This window comes from Pseudoalteromonas sp. GCY, from assembly GCF_016695175.1.
Lineage (GTDB): Bacteria > Pseudomonadota > Gammaproteobacteria > Enterobacterales > Alteromonadaceae > Pseudoalteromonas.
This window is the reverse complement of the sequence record NZ_CP068023.1, coordinates 2,596,912-2,609,944: the sequence shown is the minus strand read 5'-3', so window position 1 is coordinate 2,609,944 and position 13,033 is coordinate 2,596,912. Positions and strand designations below refer to the sequence as shown.

The following is a 13,033-nucleotide window of genomic DNA, read 5'->3' as shown; positions in this document are numbered from 1 at the left end:
TTTAATTAAGAATATCTGAATATATTTAAATTAGTGTTCAATAATTCTTAACGGTAATGATAACTCTTAAGCAACTCAATGTATTTACGGTAATAGTGCAAGAGCGTTCGATCACGGCCGCAGCTGATAAGCTATGTTTAACTAAGGCCGCTGTTAGTATGGCTCTGGCGGAGTTAGAGCGTCACCTCGAACAACCATTATTCGATCGTGTAAACAATCGATTAATGATAAATCCTGCCGGAGAGCTATTACTACCGCATGCGCATCAAGTGCTTGATAGATGTCGCTTCTTGGAGTCCCTATTTAAAGAAAGCGAGAGGCTATATGGCGAAATTAAAATCGGTGCTAGCGATACCTTAGGCAATCATTTGCTGCCTCCCATGTTAGCGGATTTTCAGCAGCAAACCGGGCATACACAGCAGCAGTTGTTTATCACCAATACGGAGAGGGTGTGCGCCATGCTTCGTGATTACGAATTAGATATTGGTTTTGTTGAAGGCCGAGTGATAGGCGAAGATTTAGACATCATGCCTTGGTTTGAAGATGAAATGTGTATCGTGAGTGCAATGGACTTTGCGGTAACTGACTTTCAAACGCTGATACAAAATCAATCTCGTTGGCTGTTGCGGGAGCAAGGCTCCGGCAGCCGAGAATTTTTCTTAGTGAATATTGCAGCGCAGCTTACGTCGTGGCGAACTGCGTTTGAGTTAAATTCCACCGAGGCGATTATAAATGGTGTTGCGGCTGGGCTCGGTTTAGCGTGTATCTCAAAATACTCGGCTGAACATGCCATAGCACAACAACGAATTAAGGCGCTTTCAGGTTTAAAAGCTGCACCGAGGCAGTTTTGGCTGGTGACACGTAAAGATAAATTTCAAAGCCCAATATTAACACGACTCATTGACTTTGCGGCGCACTGGCGTTGAACTGGGCTGTCGACCTAACGACTCAACACAGCTTGCAATGGGTATAAACTTCACAAACGCTGAATGAACTTTCTAAAACCTCGGGTCTTATAGACAATAGCATATTAAGAGGTTAGATATGTCGTTCAGAACTATCGATTATTCTATTTCAGGTGTGTTAGCAGTGAGCTTATTACTGCTTGGCATTTCATTTTTGTTTGGCGCTGGGCCAAGTACCATTTCAGGCACCTTTAGTTTTTACGGGTTAACAGAGTGGGTGCCCGTTGCCACGCTTGGCATTGTATTTGGCTTTGCGTTAATGGTCGCCGCTGGTCTAGTCATTTTACAGCAATGTAAGATTATTCCTGCGGCGTGGTCACTTGCCTTAATCGCCATTATTAGTTTATTTACTTTGTTGACGTTGTTTGCCGAAAATCGCTGGATAGCAGCTCATGGCGGCTTTCCCGTTATTGGTTCTGGGCAAGAGATTATCAAGTATTTTGCGTTAGTACCCATCGCACTATTTCTATACTGCCGTCATCATATCAACACGCGAACGCTAGTGTGGGCGAACTATTTTCCGGTGGCATTGGTTTTAGTCTGGATTGGTGGAATGAAATTTCTCGAACTCGAAGCAAAAGCAATCGTGCCGCTAGTAGAAACTTCACCGTTTATGTCTTGGATGTATGAGCTGTTTACCGTGCAAGAAGCCTCAAACGTGATAGGCACCTATGACATTTTGATGGCAGGCTTGCTCGGCATTGGCATTTGGTTCAAACAGCGAGTCTTGATTGGTGTTGCAAGCCTTGGGTGTCTTGCGGTATTTGTTATGACACAAAGCTTTTTGTTTACCGCAGCCGGTGCGTTTAGCGACATGAGCTTGCTCGGTGGTTTAGGACAATTTGTGATTAAAGACTTGTGGTTTATCGCCAATATCATGGTGATGGTATTTTTGACATTGGAGTCCAGCTCGGCTGAGTCTATAGAGTCAGCGGTCGCGTAAATTTCATTGTGATGCAGCCCGGCTGCCAAAAGAGCGTGACCTGAGTTGCGCTCTTTTTTTATCACATATGCCAGATGTGCCAAGTGAAGTTTTTTCTGAAAATCGCCCTGTCGGCAGTGAAAATTAAATGTGAATAAGTTAAGGTCATAAAAAGTTGATATCAGTGGTCTAAGCTAGATTATCAAACGTATACAGCAAGATGCCATTGGCATTAAGTGGCAAAGTGAGCAAAGTTTAAAAGCTGCATGCATTGAAATGGTGTATGTATTGAAGTAGCAAGTTTAAAGAAGATAATTGTATGGAAAGACCAAATACATTAAAGCCAATCTGGCTTTCAGGTGGCGACGTAGAGAAAAAGCGCGCTGAGATCAAAGCATACTTCAACAATAGCTGGCAGCAGTACGAATCATTATTTAGCAATATCAACAATGACGACGCCTATTTTGTGAAGGCTGAGCGGTTACGGCATCCTCTCATTTTCTATTTCGGTCATACCGCTTGTTTTTACGTTAATAAGTTGATGTTAGGGAAATACATCACTCAACGCGTTAATCCACATATTGAATCTACCTGTGCAGTTGGCGTAGACGAAATGTCTTGGGACGACCTTGATAGCAATAATTACGATTGGCCAACAGTGCCAGAAGTGCGTGCTTATCGCCGACAAGTGAATGCGCTTATTAACGGGTTAATCGATGAGATGGATATTACCCTACCAATCACTCAAGATAGCCTTGCGTGGGTTGTCTTGATGGGTATTGAACATGAGCGTATCCACCTAGAAACCTCTTCTGTGATAATGCGGATGCTGCCGCTGGCTGACTTGACTTTACAATCCGGTTGGGAAGCGTGTGATGAGTACGGTGATGCACCTGACAATAGCCTAATTCCTGTAAGCGGCTGTGATGTTCGGCTTGGCAAACCTGAGTCAAATCAAACCTACGGTTGGGATAACGAATATGGTGTACAAGACGTCAATGTGGCGCCGTTCAAGGCCAGTAAGTATGTGGTTTCAAACCAAGAGTTTTTAACCTTTGTCGAAGCTGGTGGCTACAATCAACCGGAGTTTTGGACGACTGAGGGTCAAGCTTGGCTGGCTTCAACCAAATCAACCATGCCGCGCTTTTGGGTAAAAAAAGACACAGGCTTATGGCAGCGAAACTTAGCCGAGGAAATCCCATTACCACTCAATTGGCCAGTTGAGGTTAATTACCTTGAAGCCAAGGCTTTTTGTAATTGGAAATCTGAGCAAAGTGAGCATTTTGTACGCTTACCAACAGAAGCTGAGTGGCAGGTGCTGCGCGATAAGCTCGATGTTGATCTGCCGACATGGAGCGAAGCGCCGGGGAACATCAACCTTGAGGTATGTGCTTCAAGCTGCCCGATTAATCGTTTTGAAACTGAAGGTTTATTCGACATCATCGGCAATGTTTGGCAATGGACGGAAAGTCCGATCGACGCATACAGCGGCTTTAAAGTGCACCCTTTATACGATGATTTCTCGACACCTACTTTTGACGGTAAACATAATCTGATCAAAGGTGGTTCTTGGATTTCTACAGGCAACGAAGCCGTGCGAGATTCTCGTTATGCCTTTAGACGCCACTTCTTCCAACATGCCGGATTCAGATACATCGAAAGTGAAGATCCACAAGTGCCAGTGCAAAAGGTCAACCTGTGTGAAATGGATGCGGACGTTGCCAATGCGCTACATAGCCACTATGGCAAGCCTGTCATGCATTTTGACAATCCATTGCAAAGTGTTGTTTCACAGCTAATGATGCATTATCAAGGTAAGACAAATAAAGCGCTGGATTTGGGGTGCTCGGTCGGTCGTGCAAGTTTTGAATTAGCTAAATACTTTGCACAAGTAGATGGCATTGATTTTACTGCGCGCAATATTCAACACGCGTTGGCCTTAAAAGAAGGCACGCTAGTACGTTTTGCCACCGAGATTGAAGGTGAAATTGTGGACTTCCACGAAGTGTCTACTTCGCAATTAGGTTTTAATGAACTCAGTGAGCGTATCCATTTCTGCCAAGGAGATGGTCATAACCTTAAACCACAATTTGCAGAGTATGACTTAATCTTGTGTCATCGCGTTGTGGAATACTTATATTCACCAAAAACCTTTTTAAACCAAATTAAATCGCGCTTGAATGCAGGCGGGATCCTTGCGATAAGCTCAGCCTATCAGTGGGACAAAGCGCTAACCCAAGCACAAAACTGGTTGGGCGGTTATAAGGTCAGTGGTGAGAATGTCACGGGCCGTGATGGTTTAGAAATTTTACTGGGACGAGATTTTGAACTGTTGGCTGAAGATGAAGTAATGTCCGCCATAAGCAAAAACGCACGTAAAGTTGAACTAGAGCGATGCCAACTTACGCTATGGCGTCTTAAATAGTCGTTGATACACATGCCAGCCAAAGTGCTGGCATGATTTTTTAGGTTAAAGAATGGAATTAGTATTACCCGATCACATTAAGTTTAGTCAAAGCTTGGCTGCTCCCATCGATATCAATTTGAGTGATTCCTGTGCTCAAGGCATCACGCTTGGTGAACTTATTGAGCTTGGTGGCGGCGAAATGCCAGACATTGAACTGGGTTACAATCCGATTGCGGGCAGTGAAGGGCTAAAAGCGGCGATTAAAGCTTATCATCTGCCGACGACTGCATGTGTGGATCTTAATCAAATCGTGACGTTTAGCGGTGCTCAAGAAGCTATTTTCACTACGATGGCGCAATTACTAGACCCACAAGATGAGGTGGTGGTCTGTACACCAAGCTATCCGTCGCTAGCGAAACTCCCCAAGCAGTTTGGCGCTATCGTCAACACGGTACCATTGCGAGAAGAGGACAACTGGCAGTTTGATATAGAAAGACTCAAAAACGCAGTGACGACAAAAACCAAACTCATTATCGTCAATGCCCCTCATAATCCAACGGGCACAGGCTTGACTGACAAAGAAATTGGACAAATACAACAACTGGCAGAGCAGTGCGGCGCTTACATTTTAAGTGATGAAGTATCAGCACAGAGCCATGGCGATGACCGCGCCGTAAGTGGGCGATTTTTAGCTTATCCGCGGTCGATTACGTTAGGCGTATTATCCAAAAGTATGGGCTTGCCTGGCATCCGAGTAGGGTGGGCAATTTGCGGTTCGAAAGCACTAGCAGATTCGCTGCTGGCCGGTAAAAGCTACTTAAGCATTTGTGGCAGTAAAGTGGATGATTTATTGGCGACGACCGCATTACTGCATAGTGAAACTATCTTAGCGTATAATGCAAAAATCATTGCAAACAACGTCCAATTGATGCGTGAATTTGCCAGTTTATACTCGCAAAAAGTAACTTGGGTTGAGCCCGGTGGAGGAGTGTTGTCTTTGCTGAAGATAAATGCAGTAATGGACTCATACAATTGGTCACGTCAATTTGCAGAGGCCTCGAACACTCTATTGTTACCCGCAACGTTATTTCTATTGGAAAGCGAGTGCCACTTTCGTTTAGGAACGGGTAAGCGTAACTTTGCCGATGGTTTGGCAAGGCTAGAAACACACCTCAGACAATAAATTAATCCAGCATTCAAACTAAGCGTCTATGATAGGTAGTGTTATTTTCAATTAATGCAGGAAAGAAAAAACCTATGGTAAACGTTAAACATTTAATGGCTGGCTTTTTGGCCGTCATGCTTAGTGCATGTGCTTCAATGGGCGATGGTGACAAGGTTGAAAAGCAACGTGCCATCCTAGATATGAAAAACGATGTACTTACTCAGCTTTACAGCAAAAAGCCAGATACGCGTTCGCAAATTGCTGCAGCGCCAGGCTATGCTGTTTTTTCTAATGCCAATATTAATCTGCTATTTGTCGCAGCTGGAACAGGTTACGGTGTCGTACACGATAATGCGGTAGGAAGTAATACCTATATGAATATGGCTGAAGGTGGTATAGGTCTAGGTCTAGGTGTAAAGGATTATCGCATTGTGATGGTATTCCATACTCCTGAAGCGATGAATAAGTTTGTGACTTCAGGTTGGACGTTTGGCGGAAATGCAGATGTTGCAGCGAAAGCCGCTAAAAAAGGAGCGTCGGTAGAAGGCGAGGCTTATTATGGTGATGTTACTGTGTACACCTTTACAGAGAGTGGTTTGGCACTGCAAGCTACAGTAAAAGGCACTAAGTTCTGGAAAGATAAAGAACTAAATTAACCTGATGTAATAACGACTTTATAAAAAAGCCCCGCAAGTCGGGGCTTTTTGTATATTACTCTTTGATTTCTGTGGCGTTGAGACTTTTCTCAAAACGCCTATTTAACAACTGGCAGACGATAGTCAGCACAATGGCGGCGAACATAAAGCTTGAGAACGGCATGGGTGACTCAGGAACCGCGAGTGCAAGTAAAGGGCCGACTAAAGCGCCGCTACCAAATCGTAGCGTACCTATTACCGCGGTAGCAGTACCGGTTTGATGTTCAAAGCTCAGTAATATCAGCGCATCAGCGTTGCTGGCAATGATCCCCAAACTCATCATCAATGGCGCAATGGCAGATGCAAGCACCCAAACCGAGACTGATTGGCTACTGAGTATGACTAAGATCGTGGAGCAGACGACACCAACCGCGAGACCGATATTGAGCATTTTCCTAGAACCAAGCCTTGGCACTAAACGCGTGTTGGCAAAGTTACCGAGCATCAATGCAATCACATTCATGGCGAATAACACCCCAAAAAGTTGCTCCGACACGCCATAATATTCAAGATAAATAAATGAAACTGAGGTTAAAAAGCAAAAGAATGCAAACGATACCAGCATCGACGAAAGAATATCGTAGCGGGCCTTCTTTTGTGTTAATACAATGCGGTAGTTTTTTAAGAAAAACGATAAGCTAACCGGTACATCGGCTTTGGTCGGAATTGCGATACAGAAAAACTGTAATGCGATGATAACTAGCACCGCATAAACCGCTAAAAACCAAAAAATGGCGTGCCAATCAAAGTACAACAAGATCAATGCACCAAGAGAAGGGGCGATAAGCGGCGCGATCATCATGATCATCGAGACATAAGACATTCCTTTGGCTGTGTGCTCTTTGTAGTAATAGCGGATCACGCCAGGTACAACGACAGTCGCTGCGGCACCACAAAATGCTTGAACGACACGTAAGAAGCAAAACATATCGATGTCATTTGTCACTGCAAGCCCAATTGACGATGCGGTAAACCCGACTAAGCCCAAAATAGCTAAAGTCTGTCTTGAAAATTTATCTGCAAGGGGGCCAAACACCATCATACCGACTGCGTAGCCTGCCAAGTAGCTACTAAGAGAAACCTGTACTTGCTCAAGCGGGCTATTCAAACTGTCTGCAATCGCAAGCATAGCGGGGAGATAGAGGTCAATGGCCAAGGGCGTTATCGCGACAATACTAGCCAATAATGGCAATAGTATTGCGGGGAGTGTTGATGACTTCATATGTTGGTATTGTTACCTTGTTAATGTTAAGCAGAATATATACACCAATCAGAGACGCTTGATATGGAGATGGAACTCGGTGCACTAGAGTAGAGCAACGAAAAGACGGCGTTCTGATCAGCAGAAGTTCATGAAAAATTTTTTATATTGTACTAAGTTAGTCTCGTTAAGTGACGAAATTGCGGTAAACTTAGAGAAACTTAAGTTATAAAATAAGAAAAGGAACAAGTTATGAAAAAACTGGTTCTCGCGATAGCTGTAGCAGCAACGCTTGCTGGCTGCAAAACATCGCCTACCGGACGCACTCAGTTAGCACTCTATTCAGAGCAGCAAATGGACCAAATGGGTGTTGCAAGCTTTGAACAAATGAAGCAAGAGCAAAAAGTCGATACTGATGCTAAAACCAATCGCTATGTTAAGTGTATTGCAAATGCCTTAATAGCACAACTCCCTGCAAACTATGCAAACCAACAATGGGAAGTTGTGGTATTTGAAGATGACTCTGCCAATGCATTTGCGCTGCCCGGCGGTAAAATCGGGGTTCATACGGGGATTCTCAAAGTTGCAGAAAACCAAGATCAACTTGCGGCGGTGATGGGCCATGAAGTAGGGCATGTTATTGCTGAACACGCTAATGAGCGTGTGTCGCAAAACAGTGTGCTGCAGTTTGGCTTGCAAGCAGGTGCGGCGGTGCTTGAAATGAATAATATCGAATATCGCAATGCCATTATGCAGGGGTTAGGTCTTGGTGCGCAGTATGGTGTGGCACTGCCATTTAGCCGTTCTCATGAAAGCGAAGCGGATGTTATCGGCTTAGACCTAATGGCTAAGGCTGGCTTTAATCCTGAAGGCTCGGTTGCGCTTTGGCAAAATATGGCGAAAATGAGCGAACAGCGTCCACCAGAATTTATGTCGACGCACCCTGCGCCTGAAAATCGAATTAAGCAATTACAAGCAAACATGACAACTGCCCAAGCAACCGCTAACAAAGCGCGTACGGGTGGTTTTGCACCAAGCTGTAAACGCTAATTTCTCAAAACACCAATTACCCTTAAGTTAAGGGTAATTGGTGTTGCCTTCCGTTTCACACATCAGCATAAATAGCCGTAACTCTAGCTCAAGTTGATGATAGTGGGGTTCCATATGCTGACAAAGCTTGTAAAACGCCTTGTTATGGTCTTTTTCTTTAAAGTGCGCTAGCTCGTGTACAACCAATGCTCGTAGCACCGCCTCGGGAGCGTGTTTTAACTGTGCTGCGATGTGTATTTGATGCGACGTTTTTTGTTTTTGCCCGTGCCGTGTGGTTTTGAACGTATGGGTTCCTAACGCATTCAATACCATATTGTTGCGCTTCTCAAACTTGGCCTGCGATACCCGCGGGGTATTTTTTAAGTACTGCTGTCTTAATCCTTCCACATATTCGTAAAGTAGCTTATCGCTTTTTATTTGATGCGGTTCAGGATAGCGGCTTTTGAAAAAAGCACTGAGTCGCTTGCTCTCTATTAATTGAGTGACTTGAGTCTGGACTTGCTCTGAGTAGTTTAAAAAATAGGGATGGGACATTAAAACAGTGCCTCTTGCTTTGCTTCTTTTTCAGCGGGGAATGGATTGCTTACTTGATGATGTATCTCTAAATCAGCGATAAATTGTCTTGCTAAAAATGGTGCATCAAAATTGTCTGCGGTATGGAAAAACACATAAGGTGATTTACCTTCGCTGAGCCATTGATTGAGTTTAGTTAACCAAGGTTGATAAAAGTCTCTATTAGGCTCAAGCTGAGAGCAACCAACAAATCGCAGAATAGGCCTATCTCCAGTGGCAATTGCATGCACAGGTAATCGCGGCTTTTTTTGCTGTGCATCTACTATCGCAGAGGTACTGGCAGGCTCGCTAAAGAGTGCGCGAGTATCCATCACGATGCGGTTGTAGTTATTTTCGATTAAATATTGGTTGTATCTGCGCTCAGCATCGCCTTTGCGATAAAAGTCCCAATGCCGTACTTCAACACCAACAGTTAGCGCTTTGGGCAACCAAGATAGAAATTGTCGCATTTTATTTATATGTTCAGGCGCAAACTGCGCAGGTAATTGCAGCATTAACACGCCTAATTTAGGAAACAGCGGCGCCATGTTTTTACACCAAGCCAATAATTCATCTTGGCAGTGGCTAAGTGCCATTTCATGACTAAAACGCTTAGGAATTTTAAACGTAAAGCGAAAGTCATCGGGCACTTGTTCTAGCCATTTTAATACGGTCTGCGGATTTGGATCGGCATAAAAAGTCGTATTGCCTTCAACGCTATTAAAAATTTGGCCATACTCTTTGAGCATATTTGTGGCACTACAATGGCTGGAAAATACTCGACCTTTCCAGTGTGCGCTACTCCATTGTGGGCAACCCAGATACAACATAGTGATCAAAACAACGATTAAATGTGTGAATAGTGTATCAGATCCTTAGATTGAGGATGACAATGCAGCGTATTTTTATATAATTGGCGGTTATTGAAAATGAGTCTTAGCGACTGGCTTACCAATACTGTGAATTCATATTGTGTGGTGAGAAGTGATTAGTCGTAAGAGCAAACTGGACTGACAGGAATTTTATGCGCTCTATATACTGCGGAAAACTAAATAAGAGCCATGTAGATCAGGAAGTTGAACTATGTGGTTGGATCAATAAACGTCGTGACCTTGGCGGCCTAATCTTTGTCGATTTAAGAGATAGAGAAGGGCTTGTGCAAGTGGTATTCGATCCTGAAGTAGAAGGCTTAATGGATAAAGCGAATACGTTGCGCCAAGAGTTCTGTGTTCAGATCAAAGGTGTTGTCCGTGCGCGTCCTGAAAGCCAAGTTAACAAAGACATGGCAACGGGTGAAGTTGAGATCTTAGGTACTGGCTTAACCATTATCAACCGTTCAGAACCATTACCGCTTGACTTTAATCAGCAAAACTCTGAAGAGCGTCGTCTTAAGTACCGTTATTTAGACCTACGTCGTCTAGAAATGAGCGATCGCATTAAGATGCGTGCTAAAGCGAGCAGCTTCGTGCGTCGTTTCTTAGATGAAAATGCATTCTTAGACATTGAAACGCCAGTACTAACTAAAGCGACACCTGAAGGTGCACGCGACTATCTAGTACCAAGTCGTGTTCACAAAGGCAGTTTCTATGCGCTACCGCAGTCGCCGCAGCTATTTAAGCAGCTACTAATGATGTCTGGTTTTGACCGCTACTATCAAATCGTAAAATGTTTCCGTGATGAAGACTTACGTGCCGATCGCCAGCCTGAGTTTACTCAGATAGATATCGAAACGTCATTTATGAGCTCAGATCAAGTTCGTGGCGTGACAGAAAAAATGATCCGTGAAATGTGGCAGTCTTTCCTAGACGTTGATTTGGGTGAGTTCCCTGTGATGCCATACAGCGAAGCGATGAGCAAATATGGTTCGGATAAACCAGACCTACGTAACCCGCTTGAGCTTATCGACGTTGCAGACATCGTAAAAGATGTTGAATTTAAAGTACTAAGCGGCCCTGCTAACGACGAAAAAGGTCGTGTTGCAGTACTGTCAGTACCTGGTGGCGCACAACTTTCACGTAAGCAAATCGATGAATACACTAAGTTTGTAGGTATTTACGGTGCGAAAGGCCTTGCCTGGATGAAAGTGAACGACCGTGATGCTGGTATCGAAGGCGTACAGTCGCCAATCGCTAAGTTCTTGAATGAAGAAGTGATCAATGCACTGCTTGAGCGCACAGGCGCAAACACAGGTGACATTATTCTATTCGGCGCAGACAAGCGTAATACAGTAAACGAAGCGATGGGCGCGCTACGTCTTAAGATTGGTCTCGATTTAGAAATCACTGATCTTACCAAGTGGGCACCACTTTGGGTTGTTGACTTCCCGATGTTCGAAGAAGACGACGAAGGTAACCTACACGCGGTACATCACCCGTTTACTGCGCCTAAGGGCGTAAGTGCTGCAGACCTTGAAGCAAATCCAGCAGGTACACTTTCTGATGCATACGATATGGTACTTAACGGCTACGAAGTCGGTGGCGGTTCGGTTCGTATTCACAACAACGAAATGCAACAGGCAGCGTTCAGGATCTTAGGCATTGAAGAGTCTGAGCAGCAAGAGAAGTTTGGTTTCTTACTCGATGCTCTGAAGTATGGCACGCCTCCGCACGCAGGTTTGGCATTCGGTCTTGACCGTTTGGTGATGCTACTGTGTGGCACTGACAACATCCGTGACGTTATTGCGTTCCCGAAAACAACGCAAGCGTCGTGCTTGATGACGGATGCGCCAAGCCCAGCAAACCCAGATGCGCTAAAAGAGCTTGCTATCTCAATAGAAAAGCAGCTAGCAGAGCAAGGTGAAGGCGAGTAAGTTCGTCAACCTGATGTAAAAGAGGCGACTTAGGTCGCCTTTTTTGATCAGATGAACTAGCTTATAACTGGTAATCTATACAGTATTTTGGCATTATAACCAAAAAACCAAGAGACGATGCGTTTGGCTGTCATTTTAGGAATTGATCCGGGGTCAAGATTTACAGGCTATGGTGTGATTGCTCACCAAGGTGCAAAGTTCCAATATCTAGGGAGCGGTTGCATTAAAGTTGGTGAACATGACTTTCCCACTCGATTAAAAATGATCTATCAAGGGATCACACAGCTCATAGAGCAGTTTTCGCCGAGCGACTTTGCGATTGAGCAAGTGTTTGTTGCGCATAATCCAAGTTCAGCCTTAAAACTTGGTCAAGCGCGAGGTGCGGCCATTGTTGCCGCGACCATGCAGTCAGTGGTTGTGAGTGAATATTCGGCAAGGCAAGTTAAACAAGCCGTTGCGGGTACCGGTGGTGCAGACAAAGCCCAAGTACAGGAAATGGTAAAGCGCATATTAAAATTGCCTGGTACACCCCAAGCTGATGCAGCAGATGCGTTGGCGGTGGCGATTTGTCACGCGCACTCAAGGCAAAACTTAATAAAAATGGCAGGCGCAGCGCGTAAAACCGTAAGAGGAAGGTTGAGATAACCATGATAGGAAAATTAAGCGGAACACTGTTAGAAAAGCAGCCACCAGAGATATTAATTGATGTTGCAGGTGTAGGTTATGAAGTACAAATGCCTATGACTTGTTTTTATGAATTACCGAGCGTGGGCGAGCCGGTTTCAGTATTTACTCACTTTGTGGTACGTGAAGATGCGCAGTTATTGTTTGGTTTTAATACCAAGATCGCACGTGCATTGTTTAGAACGTTAATTAAAGCGAACGGAGTCGGTCCAAAGCTCGGACTTGCAATTTTATCGGGCATGTCTGCAGAGCAATTTGTTAGCTGCGTGAATCATGGCGATGCAACGACTTTGGTTAAGATCCCTGGAGTTGGTAAAAAGACCGCTGAGCGCCTAGTGCTTGAAATGAAAGATAAGCTAAAAGACTTTGGCAATGACTTACTCACACCGTTTAGCGATGCCGCTATACTTGCGCCGCAAGAGCATCCTACGGTAAGTGATACCCCTGCAGATGAAGCGATTGCAGCCTTAATGGCATTAGGGTATAAACAAGTTCAAGCACAAAAAGCGGTAAAAGCCGTAAACAGAGAAGGCATGACGACCGAGAGTATCATTAAAGACGCTCTTAAATCGATGATGTAACT

General features: G+C 44.4%; 12 protein-coding genes. 9 read left to right on the top strand and 3 right to left on the bottom strand.

Annotation, left to right across the window (positions count from 1 at the left end; all coding sequences use genetic code 11):
• The first annotated feature begins 56 nt into the window (after positions 1-56).
• The 5 genes from JJQ94_RS16935 to JJQ94_RS16915 all read left to right on the top strand — a co-directional run bounded on the left by JJQ94_RS16935 (position 57) and on the right by JJQ94_RS16915 (position 6,115).
• Positions 57-926 carry a LysR family transcriptional regulator gene (locus JJQ94_RS16935; RefSeq protein WP_099028867.1) on the top strand — a complete coding sequence of 290 codons (870 nt, stop codon included), beginning with the start codon at positions 57-59 and terminating at the stop codon, positions 924-926.
• Between the two features lie 118 nt (positions 927-1,044).
• On the top strand, positions 1,045-1,908 hold the full coding sequence (locus JJQ94_RS16930; RefSeq protein ID WP_099028866.1) for a DUF417 family protein: 864 nt from the start codon (positions 1,045-1,047) through the stop codon (positions 1,906-1,908).
• 298 nt (positions 1,909-2,206) lie between these two features.
• Positions 2,207-4,312, top strand: a complete 2,106-nt coding sequence (gene ovoA / locus JJQ94_RS16925; RefSeq protein WP_099028865.1) for a 5-histidylcysteine sulfoxide synthase — start codon at positions 2,207-2,209, stop codon at positions 4,310-4,312.
• 52 nt (positions 4,313-4,364) lie between these two features.
• Positions 4,365-5,477: an aminotransferase class I/II-fold pyridoxal phosphate-dependent enzyme gene (locus JJQ94_RS16920; RefSeq protein WP_099028864.1), complete on the top strand. Its 1,113-nt coding sequence runs from the start codon at positions 4,365-4,367 to the stop codon at positions 5,475-5,477.
• Between the two features lie 74 nt (positions 5,478-5,551).
• A complete protein-coding gene (locus JJQ94_RS16915; RefSeq protein ID WP_099028863.1) occupies positions 5,552-6,115 on the top strand; it encodes a YSC84-related protein in 564 nt (187 codons plus the stop codon).
• A 55-nt stretch (positions 6,116-6,170) separates the two neighbouring features.
• Here the strand turns inward: JJQ94_RS16915 and JJQ94_RS16910 are convergent, their stop codons facing one another.
• Entirely contained in the window at positions 6,171-7,376 is a 1,206-nt protein-coding gene (locus JJQ94_RS16910) for a Bcr/CflA family multidrug efflux MFS transporter (RefSeq protein WP_099028862.1), read from the bottom strand.
• Positions 7,377-7,607: 231 nt separating this feature from the next.
• On the opposite strand from JJQ94_RS16910, the gene JJQ94_RS16905 reads away from it, so the two are divergent.
• Positions 7,608-8,405 carry a M48 family metallopeptidase gene (locus tag JJQ94_RS16905; RefSeq protein WP_010377574.1) on the top strand — a complete coding sequence of 266 codons (798 nt, stop codon included), beginning with the start codon at positions 7,608-7,610 and terminating at the stop codon, positions 8,403-8,405.
• A 27-nt stretch (positions 8,406-8,432) separates the two neighbouring features.
• On the opposite strand, the gene JJQ94_RS16900 is transcribed toward JJQ94_RS16905, so the two are convergent.
• Positions 8,433-8,939 carry a M48 metallopeptidase family protein gene (locus tag JJQ94_RS16900; RefSeq protein WP_045989770.1) on the bottom strand — a complete coding sequence of 169 codons (507 nt, stop codon included), beginning with the start codon at positions 8,937-8,939 and terminating at the stop codon, positions 8,433-8,435.
• On the bottom strand, positions 8,939-9,706 hold the full coding sequence (locus JJQ94_RS16895; protein ID WP_099028861.1) for a DUF72 domain-containing protein: 768 nt from the start codon (positions 9,704-9,706) through the stop codon (positions 8,939-8,941). Before JJQ94_RS16895 ends, JJQ94_RS16900 begins: the two co-directional genes overlap by 1 nt.
• Positions 9,707-9,981: 275 nt before the next feature.
• Here JJQ94_RS16895 and aspS point away from each other — a divergent pair, with 275 nt between their 5' ends.
• From aspS to ruvA, 3 genes are all read left to right on the top strand, one after another.
• Positions 9,982-11,766 (top strand): aspartate--tRNA ligase, encoded by a 1,785-nt coding sequence (gene aspS, locus JJQ94_RS16890; RefSeq protein ID WP_045989768.1) that lies wholly within the window; start codon positions 9,982-9,984, stop codon positions 11,764-11,766.
• Positions 11,767-11,889: 123 nt separating this feature from the next.
• Positions 11,890-12,411, top strand: a complete 522-nt coding sequence (gene ruvC, locus JJQ94_RS16885) for a crossover junction endodeoxyribonuclease RuvC (protein WP_010605128.1) — start codon at positions 11,890-11,892, stop codon at positions 12,409-12,411.
• 2 nt (positions 12,412-12,413) lie between these two features.
• Positions 12,414-13,031 (top strand): Holliday junction branch migration protein RuvA, encoded by a 618-nt coding sequence (gene ruvA / locus JJQ94_RS16880; RefSeq protein WP_099028860.1) that lies wholly within the window; start codon positions 12,414-12,416, stop codon positions 13,029-13,031.
• Positions 13,032-13,033: the final 2 nt, after the last annotated feature.